At 58.6% G+C, this 16289-nt stretch carries 16 protein-coding genes; 6 read left to right on the plus strand and 10 right to left on the minus strand.

Annotation, left to right across the window (positions count from 1 at the left end; translation table 11 throughout):
- Positions 1-7: 7 nt before the first annotated feature.
- Both BMX37_RS18350 and BMX37_RS00255 read right to left on the minus strand, forming a co-directional pair.
- Complete coding sequence (locus tag BMX37_RS18350) at positions 8-556, minus strand: hypothetical protein (protein WP_139197900.1); 549 nt, start codon at positions 554-556, stop codon at positions 8-10.
- Between the two features lie 481 nt (positions 557-1037).
- Positions 1038-1928, minus strand: coding sequence for a hypothetical protein (locus BMX37_RS00255; protein ID WP_093663495.1), 891 nt, complete (start codon positions 1926-1928; stop codon positions 1038-1040).
- Between the two features lie 114 nt (positions 1929-2042).
- On the opposite strand from BMX37_RS00255, the gene BMX37_RS00260 reads away from it, so the two are divergent.
- The 6 genes from BMX37_RS00260 (at position 2043) to BMX37_RS00280 (ending at position 5461) form a co-directional block, all read left to right on the plus strand.
- Positions 2043-2816 (plus strand): hypothetical protein, encoded by a 774-nt coding sequence (locus BMX37_RS00260; protein WP_093663496.1) that lies wholly within the window; start codon positions 2043-2045, stop codon positions 2814-2816.
- A 32-nt stretch (positions 2817-2848) separates the two neighbouring features.
- A complete protein-coding gene (locus BMX37_RS00265) occupies positions 2849-3451 on the plus strand; it encodes a hypothetical protein (RefSeq protein WP_093663497.1) in 603 nt (200 codons plus the stop codon).
- A 676-nt stretch (positions 3452-4127) separates the two neighbouring features.
- Positions 4128-4319 carry a hypothetical protein gene (locus BMX37_RS18355; RefSeq protein ID WP_139197902.1) on the plus strand — a complete coding sequence of 64 codons (192 nt, stop codon included), beginning with the start codon at positions 4128-4130 and terminating at the stop codon, positions 4317-4319.
- The gene (locus tag BMX37_RS00270; protein WP_093663498.1) at positions 4316-4546 is read left to right on the plus strand and encodes a hypothetical protein; all 231 of its coding nucleotides are present in this window, start codon (positions 4316-4318) and stop codon (positions 4544-4546) included. The genes BMX37_RS18355 and BMX37_RS00270 overlap by 4 nt, the downstream gene beginning before the upstream one ends.
- On the plus strand, positions 4546-5082 hold the full coding sequence (locus tag BMX37_RS00275) for a hypothetical protein (protein WP_093663499.1): 537 nt from the start codon (positions 4546-4548) through the stop codon (positions 5080-5082). Before BMX37_RS00270 ends, BMX37_RS00275 begins: the two co-directional genes overlap by 1 nt.
- Positions 5072-5461, plus strand: a complete 390-nt coding sequence (locus BMX37_RS00280; protein WP_093663500.1) for a hypothetical protein — start codon at positions 5072-5074, stop codon at positions 5459-5461. The genes BMX37_RS00275 and BMX37_RS00280 overlap by 11 nt, the downstream gene beginning before the upstream one ends.
- A gap of 82 nt (positions 5462-5543) precedes the next feature.
- Here the strand turns inward: BMX37_RS00280 and BMX37_RS00285 are convergent, their stop codons facing one another.
- The 8 genes from BMX37_RS00285 to BMX37_RS00315 form a co-directional block, all read right to left on the minus strand.
- Entirely contained in the window at positions 5544-6035 is a 492-nt protein-coding gene (locus BMX37_RS00285; protein ID WP_139197904.1) for a hypothetical protein, read from the minus strand.
- Between the two features lie 36 nt (positions 6036-6071).
- Entirely contained in the window at positions 6072-6995 is a 924-nt protein-coding gene (locus tag BMX37_RS00290) for a restriction endonuclease (protein ID WP_170841778.1), read from the minus strand.
- A 78-nt stretch (positions 6996-7073) separates the two neighbouring features.
- Positions 7074-7484, minus strand: coding sequence for a hypothetical protein (locus BMX37_RS00295; protein ID WP_093663503.1), 411 nt, complete (start codon positions 7482-7484; stop codon positions 7074-7076).
- A gap of 5 nt (positions 7485-7489) precedes the next feature.
- Entirely contained in the window at positions 7490-7966 is a 477-nt protein-coding gene (locus tag BMX37_RS00300; RefSeq protein ID WP_093663504.1) for a hypothetical protein, read from the minus strand.
- Positions 7959-8081 carry a hypothetical protein gene (locus tag BMX37_RS19265; RefSeq protein WP_280139197.1) on the minus strand — a complete coding sequence of 41 codons (123 nt, stop codon included), beginning with the start codon at positions 8079-8081 and terminating at the stop codon, positions 7959-7961. Before BMX37_RS19265 ends, BMX37_RS00300 begins: the two co-directional genes overlap by 8 nt.
- Complete coding sequence (locus BMX37_RS00305) at positions 8071-8367, minus strand: hypothetical protein (RefSeq protein WP_093663505.1); 297 nt, start codon at positions 8365-8367, stop codon at positions 8071-8073. The genes BMX37_RS19265 and BMX37_RS00305 overlap by 11 nt, the downstream gene beginning before the upstream one ends.
- Before the next feature lie 50 nt (positions 8368-8417).
- Positions 8418-15809: a hypothetical protein gene (locus BMX37_RS00310; protein ID WP_093663506.1), complete on the minus strand. Its 7392-nt coding sequence runs from the start codon at positions 15807-15809 to the stop codon at positions 8418-8420.
- Positions 15809-16264: a DUF6950 family protein gene (locus BMX37_RS00315; RefSeq protein WP_093663507.1), complete on the minus strand. Its 456-nt coding sequence runs from the start codon at positions 16262-16264 to the stop codon at positions 15809-15811. The genes BMX37_RS00310 and BMX37_RS00315 overlap by 1 nt, the downstream gene beginning before the upstream one ends.
- Between the last annotated feature and the right edge of the window lie 25 nt (positions 16265-16289).

The following is a 16289-nucleotide window of genomic DNA, read 5'->3' on the forward strand; positions in this document are numbered from 1 at the left end:
CTCTGTTTTAGTTGATGCGTGGGTTGCCGTGCGGATTGTAGAGCGTTGCTACGAGTGCCCGATCTGCTGACCATCCGCGTTCAAACCGCTGGCGTAGTGTCGCTGTGTCCAGTCCCAACTCCTGCGCCCAGGCCATCAGCGTCTGGGTACGATCTTCTAGTGTGATCAGCGGACTGGACTGAGTTCTACGATAACCGTGCTTGTCCAGATAGCTGTACCTGCCCATGCCCCAGCCGAGGTCACCTTTGAGTCGCTGTGGACGGCGGTTGGCTGACTGTTCGCTTCTTGTGGCCCAGCGGACGTTAGATGGTTCACCCGGAACGTAGCCATTGTCATTATCGATGCGATCTAGGGTATGCTGTGGTGTTGGCTTTGGACCTATGTGGTCGAAGAAGCATTGGAAGCCAGTTTGCGGGTCTAGCCATTCATCTGCTACCGTAATCCCCCGGCCGCCATAATCGTCATACTGCGGGTGGCTGGGACGATAACAGCGATCAATCGCATTCTTGAGTGCGTCGTATTCCGCTTTGTACCTTTGCTTGAACGTAAGAGTCATTCTCCTCACCTGGTTGTTATGTTTTCTACATAACTACTTACCCGATAGTTCGAGGAGTTAACTGCTACGTTATGGGCTCGCGGCCAGATAACTACTGGCATAAACAACAACAACGGAGAGGGCATCGTAGTGCGTAAAGGACAAGAGCAGTGACCGGTAGGCGACATGCCTACAAGCATCAGGACACTTGGAAGCCGGGATGGATCGTTCACGAGGGCAAGGTGTGGACCATGGCAGACTGGACAGCGAAGACGAGGATCACGCCGCGCCTCATCAGCTTCCGCCTTCACGTCCTAGGATGGTCGGAGCATAACGCCATGACGGTACGGCCGGAAACTCGGTACAGAGATCTACCCGGACAACACTGAGTTGTGCTGTCTCACCGCAAGATGAGGATTGTGCCCCGCAAAGGGCTGCTCAATCCCTGGTCATAACAGAGGCGTCGGCTCCGCACTTGTGGGGCGGTGCTTTTCTATTAAAGCTAATCGTCGGTCTCCTCCAGCCCGCTCGACCATCCCTCGAAGTCGTTGAACACGTTACCCATGGCCTTCCAATCAGGCGTGATCGCGTGTTCGCACTTGTCATAGGTGGGGAACAGGCCGCGAGCAGCGTTCTCAGCAATCATAGCGGCACGATTAAGGGCGCGACTGGCCAGCATCTTTAAAGATTGCTGATCCTCTGGTGTGCCTTTGCCCAGCGCAATTCTGGTACTGTAGGTGCTGCTGAGTTCTGCGATCACGCCTATCTCCCACAGCTTTAGGCTGGGATCGTCTGCTCTACACATCGCGCATTTTATATAACGGATCAGTCCGCTCAGGTCACGCTTCTGGCCATATAGGGGATAAACGGGTTCCCGGCGCTGGGTGCTTTTGAAGCCCTCTGGTACGGCATCAATAAACTCTTTGATTTGGTCAGCTATGTCCGCTTTGGTCAACGACAGCGGCACCGAAATGACGAGGCAGGGTTGAGGGTCTTGTTGCCTGAACCGGCCATCCAGATAGCCCACCATGCGTTTCTCCAAGCCATCCGCCAAATTGGCTTTTGTCGGCCATATCGCGTCGATGGGATGGACGATGGGTTTTGCGCCCTCGTTGCCAAACGCGGCGATACCCAGGGCCGGCCACCACTGCTCAAAACTCGTCTGCTTTAGATCGCCCAGCGTGTCGTACACACCAAGCACCACGTCCATGTCAGCGGGCAGGGCGGCTATATCGGCATTACTGAGCAGTCCCAGCCGGTGCCTGCGCGCGAGGTCGTAGCTGGGGCTGATGAGCAGATAGGCGAAGCAAAGTTGCGCGAACGTAGCCTGCTCTGGCGAGGCCCAAAAATCATCGGTTTGCGTGACGGTCGAACGCCGCTTGAAATCGGTCAAAAGGGTGTCTCGTTACGTTTTGGCATCTAGCTAATCACGCTCCTACACGACCCAAGCCTACCAAATCCTCACCAGGACGCACTGACGCTTTCCTGGAAATGAGGAGACTACACAATGATCGACGCAGCAATCGCCAACAACGCCGCCGACCTCACCATCGCACCGGCAGTCGAGGCGCCCGCAAGTATGGAAGATGGCAACATCTACACGCAGGAGATGCTTGAGGCAGGTCTTCTGCTAGTCCGTGACCAATTCCGCCAGAACTTGGTGGATGAAGCGGACGCCTACAATTCCGCCGAGGAACGCCACGCTGCTCTGTTGAGCCTGGGGTACAGTAATGCCCTGGCGTGGCTCCAGAACAAGCCGTTGCTGTACGACAACCTCACTAAGATCGGCCTCAAGCCGGAAAGTGAGGATCGCAAGCTACTGGCGCAGATCGCCCGCCTCCAGCTGGGTAACTGGAAGGAAAAGGAGGAGGGCAAGGCCGTCTGGAGCGTTCCGGGTCGTCGCAATGAGCGTCAGGGTCGCTTCTACGGCATCTTCTTCGACCAGAAGTGGAACGTCGATGGGATGCGTCAGGCCATCCTCAACTATCCGGGGCGCACCGGGGGTATTCTGGAGGACGCCAAGCCCAAGGCGGTTCAGGTCAGCAAGGAGGAGATTGCTGAAAACCACACGCTGGCCGCCACGATCGCACCGCTGACCAGGGTCGAGGCGAATAGCCAGGAGTGGGGCAAGACTGGCGATTACGTGCTGGTGCTGGCCAAGGTCACGCCCAAGGGGCTGGACCTGCTGGAGAAGCTGGAGAAGGTCGATGCCCTGACGGAGCGCACGGCTAATGCCTGGGCGGCCAAGAAGGCGCAGAACGTCCCTTCGGATGCGGCATAATGTGGACGCCAAACTGTGTTCGGGCCAGCGCGATGCTGGCCCGACTGCGGGAAGAGAGGTTCCTGCTATTCAGCGAGCAGGAGTTGATCGACGCTGGCCTCCCCTACGAGTGGCGAAAGTCCACCAAGGATTGGATGCTGATCGAGATCGCCAAGAACCCGCTGACACCCATTCAGACACCGAGAATGCCCGCAGAGGTTTCGTCCTACCTGGACTGGGTGCGGATGTACCAGCGGGAGAGTGCCAGCCACAACAACCGTCTGCGGAACATGCTCGAACGAGAGAAGGATTTGCTGGCCAGGGATGCTGCGCGCGGCACGTTCGATCCACCGTTAAGTGCGGAGGAACGTGAAGTGCTGCGGATGGGCCGGTTTCACCGCGAGATGTTGTGGGAGTACCGGGAAAGCGGAGTTAAGGGCCTGAACTCGGTTCCTGATGAGCAGTGGGTCTGGCTGGGCGAGGTGCCGCCGGTCATTCGATGGGCCTGTGATCTACCACTTGAGGCCCCTTATCCGTTTAATCAGTGGGCACCCAATCTGCCGCCGCACAAAGTCAGGCAGATTACCATGTTCGAGTGGGCGGTTCAGGCTTGTACAGATCGGTTCGGCCCACAGGTGTGTGAACCAGGGCCATGACGGGATCAGGGCTGTCCGGTTCACTACCTTCCTGGATGGCCCTGAGCGGGGTTCCCTGGGTGCCTGAGTGGTGTCTAAGCACCTGGGGAGCCTCGCACCACACTTGTGGGCCGTGCGCTCCATTTCCCTCGACTGGCGTCGCAGACCAATGACCCAACAAGCGAAGCGCCTGGCTGTCCGCAGGACGAGTGGCTGTCGCAGACGACTACTCCTGGGCCAAAGGCCAGGACGAACGAAGTTCCCTGGAACTGCCTGACGCGAGCGTGAGCCGCCTGGAGTGCTGAAGGCACGAAGGGCGAGCGAACGTGAAGCGTCTGAGTAGTGGTGGTAGTTTAGTTAGTCTCCTGCTTTGGGAAGGGAAACATATCTACTATCGTAGATATGGCTCTTACCAAGGTAGGGGAGGAAGTAAGCTGCCGCCGCTGCGCTTCTTACTCTATATGGGTCTTACCAAGGTAGGCCCGATAAATAATGACAGGTCACTCGCTCAGGCAGCATAGTGGTTCTGTAGGCGGCGTTTGAAGCCGTTTTTCGCACTTATTGATAAATAGATCGGACGCAGAGCATCACACAAGTGTCCTGAACCAGTTTTCGCGCTCCTCCTAATGGGAGGTCTCTGTGGGAACCCCGAGGTTGGTGATGCTCCCTCGGGGTTTCTTTTTGATTGGAGCATCACATGAACGACCATATCAGCGGTTCGCTGTTGGCAGCACTCATCGCGCTCGCCGCCTACAAGTACCTCATTCTAATCGGCAAGCCCGTCACACCCGGTACGCGACACGCAAACCTCATCTGCGGTCTGCTTCTAGCTGCGTCTTTTACGTGCTTCGTTGCTTGGAACATCCTTGCGTTCGGAGGTGCGGCATGAGGATCGCCTACAACAAAGAGGAGCGTGTACTTCGACTTACGTTCGATGTTCGCACTGACGATGCCGACTTCATCTCTGATCGCCTTGAATGGCTGCGCCCTGGATCGGCGGCAACGAGCGTGGAGTACATGCGAAACAGCCCAGCGGTGCTTCACAGCATGGAGTTCTGGAACATGGACCTGAACAAGTTCCTGCTCTTCAAGCTGACCTTTGGAGGTGCGGCGTAATGGCTACTCGCACCAACATCCCCGAACCCGTGCTGGAACTGCTCTGGAACGAGTACTGCTCGACCATCAAGTACCAGCGCGAGAAGAACAGCATCAAGGTCACGATGAACTTCGACGAGTACCTGAGCCTCTGGTCTATGACGCGCATCAACACGATGGCGAAGAAGATAGAGATGGGTCAGAAGTCCATCGACTACTACATGAAGAACAAGCTGTACGGACCAGTCTGCGGATGGGTCAGCCGTGAGGCGCGCATTCTAGGCGGCACAATGACGGTGGCTGATGCCAAGATCATGAAGGCCGAGGACAGCAAGCGCATGTTCCAGTTCCAGGTTGGTGACAAGCATGGTGCTTCGGCTCGCGCCAGCATTGGTGACGCCAAGCGCGGCAAACCTCAGAGCGAAGAGCATGTGAAGAAGCGCACAGCGGGGCAGATCGGCAAGAAGCGCGGTCCAATGTCGGAAGAGGCGAAAGCCAAACTCCGTTCCACCCGCGCTGCCAACAATGCCGCGAAGGAGAAAACCAATGACCTATAAAATCGAACTGGGGCGAGACGCCGCTTCCTACGGTAACGTAATCGGGACCCAGATTTTTAACGAAATAGGTCTGGTGAAGCTCACTTGTCCAACTATCCCAGACCTAATCGCCACCGCCACGTACAGTTCTAATCCCGACGCTTCGCAGTACGCATCTGACCTACTCGCACGGCTTCCTGAGGGGGGCTATCAGTGGCTCAAGAACCAGTGGCACCCGTTTCGCATCGAAGCGCAATGGAAGTGGAAGGAGGCAGGTGATAGCTTTGCCTCTCGGCTGATCGGAGGTCACTGCGTCACCTACGGGTATATCCTCAACGTGTACCTTGAGGATCAATCTCCAGCTATGCTGTTCAAGCTCACGTTTGGCGGTTCGCAATAGCCCCGTAGAAGCGCAGGAAGCCCCGAAGGCATCTCCGGAGCCTCGCTGTATGTGGCAACCCTCTCTGGCCCTGTACGGGGCGCTACGGGGCGGGGGCGGACTTGCGTCGCTTGGGAACGTGGGTGCCGGCCGCAAGCGCCTCAGCTCGTGCCTTTGCCGCAGCCTCTCTATTCAGCGCAGGCGGCCGATCAATGGCACTGAGCAGCCAGTCTTCGACCGCCGAATGGCTGGGGATGGGGATAGCCCTGAACAGCGCCGGTTCCGGCCACATGGCGTAGACATCCACCCTGCCGACGGCCATGTAAGCCATCAGCTTGTCGCCATTCGATTTGCCTTTGCCGTCTTTGCCCTTGAAGCCTTGCTCGTGCTGCCGACAGCGAGCAACCAGACCTTTGCCCGCCTTGCCCAGGTAGATAATCTCTGGGCTGGTAGTATCAGCCCTGACCACCCAGGCGTAAACGGCAGGCACCTTGTCTTCGCTTGCCCATTTGGGGCGACCATGATGGAACGCGAACCAAGGCGTGCGAGGGGAGCCGATAGACGTGGCGGTAAGATAGCCCACGGGTTCCATCATCCCTAGGATGTCCCGGTGGGATAGCTGATCCATCTTCTACGACAGCTTGTTGGCGTGCGTGATGGGGTGAACGTAGACATCACCTCGTAGCTGGGCCGCGCGTATCTTAGCGTCGAGCATCTTGGCCAGCGGCAGTCGCCCTTCCATGACTATGGTGAGGTCTTCACCATCCACCAGGATCGTGCGGATCATCTTGCCCGTGACGATCGCGCGTATGCCCTCGTTGGAGTATGAGTTAACCGAAATGAACACTCCACGGCCGTACATCTTGCCTTCGGCCTTCATGGCAAACTTGTATAAAGCCTCAGTGCTGATCGAAGCATCCTGCCACTTGGCCTCAGTGATATAGTTTTCACCCTCGAACTTGAACGCGCCATCGATCTGCTCACCGACTAGGCGAAAGCCTTCGCTCATCGCGACGCCCTGCTCATCAAACAGCTTCTTCAAGAGCTTCTCGAACTCATATCCGCGCTTTTGTGGTTTGATCTTGCCGAGTGCTAATTGCTGAAACTCAGCGAGCAGGGCGCTACGCTGTTGCGCGGCCTCATGGACCTTGGATGCCTTGTCGGCCGCATGACGCTGTGCGCGAGTGGCCGCGTTGCGCGCGGCCAGCATACGGCGGAGTTCAGCCAATCTCTCTTCCGCATGACTGCGATCGAGTTTAGCTTGCTGGTCGAACCAGTAGGGATCGAAGTACGTCCACTCATTGAGGCGGCTAAGCATCGTCTGGAATGTGGTGTAACCTCGATCCGAACGCCTTCCCAGCCGGTCAAAGACCTCGGCAACAATCTCGTGCCGCTTTAACTCAGAATTGGGCGCTCGCACGATGGACAGGTCAGTTGCTTGGCAGCCAGATTGATCCATGAACTTGATGATATCCGCCTTCCGCCAGAACAAGGCGAGGATACAGTCGCGGATGATGCTTTTGAGATCGAGTGGGAATTCAGGTGCGTCAGGCATGTCTCGCAGCATGGTCGAGGTTCGCCGTGTCGGCAAGCCTAGGCTATCCGTGACCGATCGTGCGTCGTCGCGGCCCGGTTAGGCCCTATCCGGCGTGCTGGCGGTCAGCCCCTTTACAATGCCGTCCTTGATCGACGTGAGCAGCTTGCTCTTGGCGAACTCCACCAAGCCCACGGCACCGGCACCCATGCTCAGCCCGACACCAAAAGCGGCCGCAAGGCCCGTGACGTATTCGATCGTGTAGACGACACTGCCCAGGACCGCGATGCCGCTGATAGCGATGTTGTAGACCAGTAGCTTGTTCTTGCTTTCCGTGAACACGACGATGCGGACAAGCAGGCATGCCAGCGCCGCCACCACTACGGTCCAGGGGATGCCGCTGCCTGCGATAGTCTCGGGTTTGGCTGCGGTTTCTGCCGCGTATGCCGCACTACTGGCGGTGGCCACGACGAGGAAGGTGGCGAGGTTGCGTAGCGCGCGGAGGCTCATTGGCCTCAGACCTTGTGGAACGCGATAATCGCGCTGATCGCAGCAAGGATGCCTGCCGAGGAGCAGAAGCGTAGGACGCGGTGCTTGTTCTTGTTGAGGGTGCTGATTTTCAGCGTGTAGATGGTCATCCAGGCGATAACCGGGAGAGCGATGACGCTGTTGACGCCGTTCTTGAGCGCCAGCAGCATTTCCAGTGTCTCGGTGGATGTCTCGCCCCAGGCCATCATGTAGGCGGCATCGGCGGCGCATCGAACGCTGGCACCAATACCGGCCAGCGTGAACGCGAGGTGGAGCCACCAATCGATACTGAAAAGCCGCTGGCGCACTAGATTTCGAAGCGCCGTGAAAACCGTCCCTCCGCCGATCATGCTGATGAGCATGAGGCTGAACAGCGCGGCGGCGTACCACCAACCCGACCCCTGGAAGCTGGGCGGGTATGGTGATGTCACCATATGCTCGATGATCGCGCTGGTGTCAGGCATCGCGCCTCCGGGGCAGCTTCTCCGTCACGGCATCAGCGATGACGGTTGCGACGGCTGACTTGACCACGGGATTGCTGATGAGGCTCTTCGCCGCCTTGAGCAGCTTATCCAGCATTGGTGCTGTCCGTCACAGGAGTTGGCATCGGATTGTAGTTGATGGTCGTTGCTGGCGTGTATCGACTCATCAACTGAGGAAGCTCATACCGTGCGCTGCTCAGATTGTTGCGGATGCTGTTGATGATGCGCTGGGCATCCAATGGCAGGTCCGCTGCCAACGTGGACTCAATCTCAGCCAAGTCGGCGTCAAATTGAGAGATTTTATCCTGGACAGCCTTGAGAGCTGCTTTTTCGCTCTCCTTAACTACCGTCGCTGCTTCGTTGATATCAATGGTCTTTGCCATGTGAGGTGTTTCCCTTCTGTTATGATCTCCATTTAATTAGCGGTGGAGCGTCACTGCTCCACCGATGTTACACCCAGCGATTGCCCCTGGATGTTCGTACCTATGTAGCGGTCAACCAAGACCACGTAGTAGGCACTCTGACTACCACCTGTATTGTCGGTATAGGTAAAGCTGCCGCCGATGTTGTCGCTGTTGCTGCCCGGTTCGTATTGGCCAGCACCAGGGCTACAGCTATTGCTACCGTTGATCCTCTGCTCCGCCAGCAACGTGCCGTTGGCATCGGTGCCGCGATACAAGCGAACTGTCGCATAAGGGGTATAGGGTGTAGGACAGCCGCCAGTGATGCGCGTGTTGCCATTGAAGCTGTAACCAACTGTGACCACGCGACTGCGACCATTGCTGCCAAAGGTCCCGGTCGTTACGCTTGCGTTGCCTGCCGTTGCGGTAGTCTGAACGGAGTTCTTCAACACACCCGCACTCAGCGAGCCGCCAAAGTAGGCGGAACCATCGGTCTTGAGGTAGTAAGTGGCATTGCTTTCAGAGCAGTTGGAGAAGCTATTCTGGACGGGGCCAAACCATTCGATGAACTGGTTGCTGGACCCGAACCCCACGCCCTGAACCTTCATTACCGAGCCGTTGTTGAACACGATGCGGGCGTTGTCGAGGTCGAAGTAGGCTTTGCCACTAGTGCTCCGCACCAGCCCAGCCGTGACGGTTCCGATGTTGCCGCTGATCGCACTCAGCGACCCCACGTTCATCTTGTCGGCGGTGACAGTGCCAGTCGTGATCCTGTTGCCGTTCATGATCGTTCCACCGTAGTGGATGTTCAGGTTACTACCGCCCCACCAGGAACCGATATGAACGCGGTCTGGCAAGCCGGGGTCAACCTGACCAAACGAGATGTTGTTCTGGCCTGGGAACCAGTAGAAGAACTGGTGAGCGCCTGCGCCGCCGGTATTGCCCTGGTTGATGTAGGTGACGACGCGGTTGTTGTTGTCATCGAACCAGTAGATATAGCCCTGATCCCAGTAGATCCAGTTGTTGGTGGGATTCCACTCGAAATTCAGACCAATGGTGCCGTCGATGCGGTTGTTGAGGGTCAGCTTGTTGGCGGTAATCGAGCCGGTCTTGATCGCGCTGCCCTTGATCTCCGTGCTGTCCCTCCAGCTATCAAGGGTCGTGCCGCCCTGGATGAGGATGCGACCGGGATTGATCGTGGTGGCAGCTTCGTTGATGCGCGCTGCCGGATCGGTCTGGCTAAGGCTGTTGTCCGCGTAGCTGGTGAAGTCCAGGTTGGTGACCCTCGCGCCAGCAAGTCCTGCTAGCACGCGAGCCTGAAACGGCCTGTTGGCCGTGGTAGCGGTGGTGCGGAACAGCTTGCTATCAGCATACCAGCGAACGTAGCGGCCATCGTAGGTGATCGCCCAAACGGTGCTAGCAGAGAAGCTGACGCCAGCCTGACTGCTGCCAATGCTGATCCAACTGCCGTCCTCACCCACATACCAGCCACCGTCACCGCTCCAGTGGACACGGAACGCTACGCCATAATTCCAATCGTCCGCGTTGCTGCCTGCGCTGCCGGGAACACCCAAGCCAAAGGTGGTCCTTGGAGTGACCAGACGACCACTGATGGAAGCGCCGCCCGTGAAGGCTTCCGCACTGTAGTAGGCGGAACTCCAGTTTTCTCCACCCGCGATGCGCGCCACGCTGCTACCGGTGATCGCGAACTCCGCTGGTCGCAGGGTGCCGTAAGGCTTGAGGTCCAAGTTGCCGTTCAGTGTCGCGATGCTGACACCGCTCTGGCCTACGGTGATCGTGCCGGGAAGGCTGGTCGCGGTGTTGAACTTGTCGCCGGTGATCGTGCCGCCCTTGATCTTGTCAGCGGTGACGGCCTCGGCGGTCAGCTTATCCGTGGTGACCGCACCATTCTCGATAGACGTAGCACCGGCCTGCTGGAGCAAGCGCAGACCCGAGACGCGCGCATAGCCATTGTAGGTGCTATCGGCGTTGTTGAAGACGATGAACTCCACACCGACGACGTTGGGGCCTGTGGTGAATGACGTGGTGCCGCGCGTTAGGCCCGACTGAGCAGGAAAGCCCAGTGCGGCGTCTCCGGAAATACCACCGTCTGAGTTGTAGCAACGAGCGTATAGATTGATGCCTTGGTTGCTGGCATTGAAGCAGTCGACGCTCAGGGAGTAGTTCGTGCCACCCTTGATGCTGTTGATCCTATTCGTCCAAGCGTGCTGGCGTGCCGCGCCGGGAGCGGCTGTTGAACCACTCCACAAACAGATACTCTGGCTAGAGCCAACCTCGTTCATGGCAGGCTGGTAGTCCGTGGACTCCTGATACCAACCACCGCCACCAGAGCCAGGGGATAGGTCACCGGTATAGACGCCGATGTTCCTCCAATACTTCACGTCACGGAAGAACGGATCAGCGCACACGTTGTCCGTGTTACCAACAGCCAGCTTCGTCGCCCCGATGGCACCAGCAGCAATCTGCGCTGCCCCAATCGTGCCCGCGAGGATTTCGTTGGCTGTTACTGAACTCGCTGCCAGTTGAGCAGTGCCGATTGACTTGGCAACCAGCTTGATCGCATCAACGGTTCCGGTAGTCAGCTTGCCGCCGTCAATCGTTGTGGTGTTGCGATTGATCTGCTTTGCTGGATCAGTGTTGCTCAGCGAGTTGTCCATGTAGGGCAGGAACTGGATATTCTTGACGCCGTTGCCGACGGCGTAGGCATTGAAGCCTGCGTACATCGTCCAGCCCGCCAATGGCAGAGAAGTCGAGGTGTAGAACGCCACACCATTTTTCAAGTAGCGGACGTTCACGCCATCGTAGGCGATGGAGTAGACGCCAGCACCGCCCGCAAATGGACCAGCGATCCGCGCACCACTCTCATAGATGTCAACCTGTCCGTCACCGCGTTGGTAGGCGGAGTATTCAAGTTGGCCATAGCTGTCGATGTTCTGGCCGTTGTAGGACAAACCGATGAAGGTGTCTCCTCCGACGAACTCGCCGGAAACGATGGCGCTGCCCGTGTAGCTCTCACGGGTCCAGATGTTGACCTGCCAACTATTATTGAATGCCGACTTGGTGATGCTGTTGCCAAGCGTCTTAAAGCCGCTCTGCGCGTCGTAGAAGGTGACACTCGTACCTGCGTTATCAGCAGGACGACCAGTACCTGTGACCTTGCGCCAATCGGCGGCGGGGTAGGTGTCTAGGACCGTCTGCGTGACGTTGGTGGGCGCGGCGGTATCAAAGCTGATGCTCCAGCCCTTCTCGTAATTGGCGCGACTGTAACCGCTGTAACCACCCAGAAAGTCCCGGACACGCACCTGTGGATAGGACCAGCTTTCGTTGGCCTCGCCAATCCAGATAGCCGCTTTGCCGTCAGTGGTCATGCCAAAGCGGACCGGGTACTCCACGTTGCTACCGCCGACGACTTTGGCCGACACGTTATACCAAGTGTTCGTGCTGTAGGTGTAACCAGCGATGTCGAGGGTACAGCTTAGGCCCTGCTGGTATTCGTAGATGTCCACGGTGAACTTCATCATCGTATTGATGAAGCCCTGCGGGAGTGTGATCTTGAGAGCGCCGGTCTTGGAACTGTCAGTGGTCTGGTAGATGCCGCCATCTGGTTGGCGGATATTGCCGTCGCTGTTGTTGCGAACGTCGCTATCCTTCAACGTCGCCCCCGCACTATCCAGAATGTCGCCACCCAGCTTGGGCTTAGACGACGAGTTGAAGTTCTTACCCCAAGCACTCCACCCAGACATCGTGATTGCGTAGCGCTCGTAGATGTTGTTGAGGCTGTCAGTCAGCGTCTGCTTGACTGGACCGCCGCTGGTATCACCCCACTGGACCACCGTGACGAGGTGGCCGTAACCCGACGACCCGGAGGCTGCGAAGCTGGAGGACTTGAACTCCTGATATTCGCCTCGACCCTTGGCGTAGTAGTAGCTGGGCAGTTCGTTGGCATCGCGGGTGTCAGCAATCGAACCAGCGCCTTCTTTGATACCACTCAGCTTGGCCGCTTCCGTGGAGTTGATACCGCTGAGGCTGGTAGGCTTACCGGATACATCGCTGTAACCAACTGCCTTGGTCCATGCGCCATTGCTCAAGCGGTATAGTTCACCGCCGAACATAACCACGCTGCCCCCCGTCCAAGTCGACGGAGTTGGAAGACTGGTGACGGTCTGGATGGGCGACACGTTGGGTGCGAAGTCGCTGACCACGATACCACCAGCGGTCGTAAAGCTGATTGCGGCTGTTTCTGCCGAACTGTTGCCACTGGTGTCATAGGTCGAGACAGTGACACTGTATGCGGTCGCTTTGGTCAGCCCGCTCAACTGAACACGCGACACACGGTTAGCCGTTAGGTTGACGTTGCTGTCGCTGATGACCGTGCCGTTCAGGAGCAGGCGGACGCGCGCACCAGCTAGGTCGTTATCAGCGGGAGCAGTGAACTCGATGGTCGCACCGGCATAGGTTATGTCCTTGGCCGACACAGCCGTGGCCAGACCGGGAGCGATCGTATCCTTGGCCGTGGTAATTGCCACTTCTGCGCTGAACCCGCTGCGGTTACCTGCTTTGTCGAAGGCCGCTACCTTGGCCGTGTAGTTGGTATTGCGGGCCAGAGCCGTGCGGCTGTAGCTGGCCGAGGTAGTGGTAAACTCCACGTAGTTGCCGCTGCCCTCGCGGATCGCGATGATGTAGCCCGCCAGATCGGTGGCGCTGACCGCATTCCAAGCGGCGTTGAACGTCACACCCGCATCGCTGAGCGTGCTGCTCAGGGCCAAGCCTGTGGGAACGGCTGGAGCGGTGGTATCCGTGAAACCCGAAGCATCGAGGGTGCCCAGCTTGGCAACCAGATCGTTGACGGCCACGCTTCCCACGCTGGAACCCGCTGGAGCGCCGTAGGTGGCGTTGAGACGCGCGCCTAGCTGAACCCAGTCAACTTCCCACGTCTCGCCGTTCGTCTGGCCAAGATCGAAACGCAGACGAGTGATTGTGTTGTTGATGTAGTCAGTGCCGCCAGCCGTCAGGCTGTTCATGTCCCACTCAACAATCCTCCACTCGTTTTGAACGAAGCCGGGATTGACAATGCGCTTGGTGTAACCCTCACTGTCAGAATGGCTAGAGGTGCCGTAATAGACCTGTCCTTGCCAACTGGGCTTGGCGGCGGTGGAGCGCACCCTTGCGCGAATGACTGAGATGCTTTTACCGGGCTGACTAAGCGCAATCGAAAGAATGGGATCGTTAGAGGTGGCGGTAACACTCAGAACCCCATTCGACACGCTAAGGTTCGCTGTGTAGCCAGTGAAACCCTGGACCGTGTTGTCATCGAAGCCGTAGGTAACGGTGGCGCTGTAGGCACCGCTGGCGTTCAGCACCTCATCGCGGCCAAGCGCGTTGCCGTTTTCGTTGGTGAGGTTATTGCCAAGCTGGGCACCAACAGTGGCGTTGTCCTGCGGGCGCTTGCCATCAGTGTCGGTGACGTTCTTCCAGTCGGTGACCGTGATGACCTCGGCAGTCTTCACGCTGGCCATGACCCAGGGCGAGTAGACGGCGCTGCTCATGCGGAAGCGTGCCTGAACCTCCACGGTGATGCCGGGAGCGTTCGAGGTGAAAGTGAACATGCCAAGCTTGGGATCAAAGAGCGCAGCTTGTTCAGTCCAGGCGTCGGTGCCCTGAGGGCGGCTCTGAATCTGGATGCCCGAGACGCGACCGCTGAGTTCAGGCGTCCAGTTGACGTGGACCTCCGAGACGTTGACGGCATTGGCACCACTGTAGCTGTCGCTGGTCAGTGTCAGACCGGAAGGGCTGATCGTCGTGCTGGCGTCATAGCCCTGCGGACGGATCGAAGCGGGTAGCGGCTTCTCCTCGCGATCCCATGCGTAGATCGCTGGGTCTTCCTCGCGGAGCGTCATCTGGAAGAACAGGTCGTGCGTCTCGGCCTGCTCCATGACGCGGAACAGCTTGTTGTTCCAACCCTCGGCAGGAAGGGACAACGTGATGACACTGCCGATCTCCACGGCGAACGCCTTTGGGCCAAAGGTGGCACTGAACATGCCGGGGCAGAGGTATTCGCGAAGCAGGAATTGCTTGGCGATGCGCTGGCAGGTTTCCGCCCTGGATACCGCGCCCAGGTCCAGGCTGAGCGTGCGGGGGATGCCATCGGCAAGCGGCGGCTGCTCAATGGGGTCGCCCCAATCGGCGAGCTGGTAGAGTTCTTCGGGCTTGGCGTAGCGACCGCGAACGATGTTGTAGCGTTCGCGCGATGGGGGAGCGGGGTTCCAAACGTAAGGGCTGCTGCCGTTGGCAGGGGCAACGAGGTCGTCAGCCGTGAAGCTGATCTTGGGACCTGCGGTGTCGTCGTAGCCGCCGACGAGGCAGTAGGTGCCGCCGCGATCGGTCAGCTTACAGCTACCCATCGTAGCCGTGATGCCGTTGATGACCGTCTCGTGGCTGTCCGCGGTCGAGAAGATGCCGTCCACGGTGTAACGCTGGACCGTGCTGCCAGCCTGCGTGGCCACGCGCTCTTCGCAGAGGTTGGCGTAGGTGCGGAAATTGTCGAAGTCGATGCGGTGAGCGGGGATGCCCATGCCCCACACCAGCTTGCCGTTGATCCTCCAACCCAGGAGGTATGTGAGCAAGGCGAGCGCGGGATTGCGGCCAAGCTCAACCGAGCCGTCGCGGAATACGTAGGTGGCCTGATCGCTGGCACGATGCGAACCGCTGCCGCCGCGCGTGCTGTCGCGGCGAGGATCATAGAGCGGACAGCCCTCGACGATCGCGGTGAGGCGCTGGGGAACGCCGCTTTCCCAGACCTTCTCGTCCAGCTTCCAGAACGGCACGTAGTAGGCGCAGCCCGTGAAGGTGCTGGCGCTGTTCCAGTAGCGACCCGAACCAACGGAGAAGCCATTGCCGGGCTTGCCCTCGGTTACGACACGGAAGGGGTTGTTGGGTGCGAAGCCGTCGCGCTTGCTGACGAACGAACCGTCCTGCCAGACCAGATCATTTTCGGTGTAGAAGCTGCGAAGCGCGTTGATGCGGTGGGACGCCAGGGCGATGACCTGGACGTATCCGTCCTTCTTGGTGGACGGCAGATCGATGTCGCCCTCGAAGAAACGAACGTCCTGACCGGCTGCTGTCGTACCAAAGACGATCTTGCGGGCGGCGGTGGGAACGACGCTGGTGTTGAGCCTGTCCACCAGCGATTGCGACATGCTGGGCGCTTTGCGGAACATCGAGGCGGCGGCTGTGAGGGCCATTGTCAGACCCATGCCGATCAGCGCGGACGAGATTGCCGCCGTCGCTACCGTCACACCCAGGGGGCCGGCGACACTGGCGAGGACGCCTGCGATCTGCGGGGCGAAGACTACAACCGCGACGGCGATTGCGATGACGGCTACGGTTTTGAGTACCTTCGCCATTAGCGCACCTCACCAGTGGAGGCCGCGAAGGGCAGCGTGAACGCCTTGCTACAGTCGGCGGTCGGCAGTGCGACTAGGCCGTTCTGCCCATGCTCTTCACCGACGAACCAGCTATGAAGGCCAACGCAGACACCAAGTGTGTTGCGGTCCTTCATCACGATATCGCCGCGCTGGGCGAATGCCGGATGCTTGCTCTGACCTAGCCAGGCCGTAGCCGTCTTGAGCAGCGTTCCTGCGCCATGCTCGCGAAGAGCAACTGCCGAACCAGCGCGATCATTGTAGGTGCCGCGAAATGCCTCAGCCGGATCGCTGCCAGTCATCGCCTTGATGGCGTCGCAGGCAAAGAGCGCACAATCGTTGGAACCCCACTTGAATGGTTCCTCGGACTTGCGATCAAGTAGGACGGCTAGACGCTCTTCCCAATCTGGAGCGCGGGCAAGTGTAGATGTTTCCATCCACTACTTAGCGAAGCGTGGTGAC

This window comes from Sphingomonas gellani (genome assembly GCF_900110035.1).
GTDB lineage: Bacteria > Pseudomonadota > Alphaproteobacteria > Sphingomonadales > Sphingomonadaceae > Sphingomonas > Sphingomonas gellani.

Excerpts from the sequence above, each read along its gene's own strand:
- BMX37_RS18350 (WP_139197900.1), bottom strand. The coding sequence starts at position 556 with ATGACTCTTACGTTCAAGCAAAGGTACAAAGCGGAATACGACGCACTC.
- BMX37_RS00260 (WP_093663496.1), top strand. The coding sequence starts at position 2,043 with ATGATCGACGCAGCAATCGCCAACAACGCCGCCGACCTCACCATCGCA.
- BMX37_RS00265 (WP_093663497.1), top strand. The coding sequence starts at position 2,849 with ATGCTGGCCCGACTGCGGGAAGAGAGGTTCCTGCTATTCAGCGAGCAG.
- BMX37_RS18355 (WP_139197902.1), top strand. The coding sequence starts at position 4,128 with ATGAACGACCATATCAGCGGTTCGCTGTTGGCAGCACTCATCGCGCTC.
- BMX37_RS00270 (WP_093663498.1), top strand. The coding sequence starts at position 4,316 with ATGAGGATCGCCTACAACAAAGAGGAGCGTGTACTTCGACTTACGTTC.
- BMX37_RS00275 (WP_093663499.1), top strand. The coding sequence starts at position 4,546 with ATGGCTACTCGCACCAACATCCCCGAACCCGTGCTGGAACTGCTCTGG.
- BMX37_RS00280 (WP_093663500.1), top strand. The coding sequence starts at position 5,072 with ATGACCTATAAAATCGAACTGGGGCGAGACGCCGCTTCCTACGGTAAC.
- BMX37_RS00285 (WP_139197904.1), bottom strand. The coding sequence starts at position 6,035 with ATGATGGAACCCGTGGGCTATCTTACCGCCACGTCTATCGGCTCCCCT.
- BMX37_RS00290 (WP_170841778.1), bottom strand. The coding sequence starts at position 6,995 with ATGCCTGACGCACCTGAATTCCCACTCGATCTCAAAAGCATCATCCGC.
- BMX37_RS00295 (WP_093663503.1), bottom strand. The coding sequence starts at position 7,484 with ATGAGCCTCCGCGCGCTACGCAACCTCGCCACCTTCCTCGTCGTGGCC.
- BMX37_RS00300 (WP_093663504.1), bottom strand. The coding sequence starts at position 7,966 with ATGCCTGACACCAGCGCGATCATCGAGCATATGGTGACATCACCATAC.
- BMX37_RS19265 (WP_280139197.1), bottom strand. The coding sequence starts at position 8,081 with ATGCTGGATAAGCTGCTCAAGGCGGCGAAGAGCCTCATCAGCAATCCC.
- BMX37_RS00305 (WP_093663505.1), bottom strand. The coding sequence starts at position 8,367 with ATGGCAAAGACCATTGATATCAACGAAGCAGCGACGGTAGTTAAGGAG.
- BMX37_RS00310 (WP_093663506.1), bottom strand. The coding sequence starts at position 15,809 with ATGGCGAAGGTACTCAAAACCGTAGCCGTCATCGCAATCGCCGTCGCG.
- BMX37_RS00315 (WP_093663507.1), bottom strand. The coding sequence starts at position 16,264 with ATGGAAACATCTACACTTGCCCGCGCTCCAGATTGGGAAGAGCGTCTA.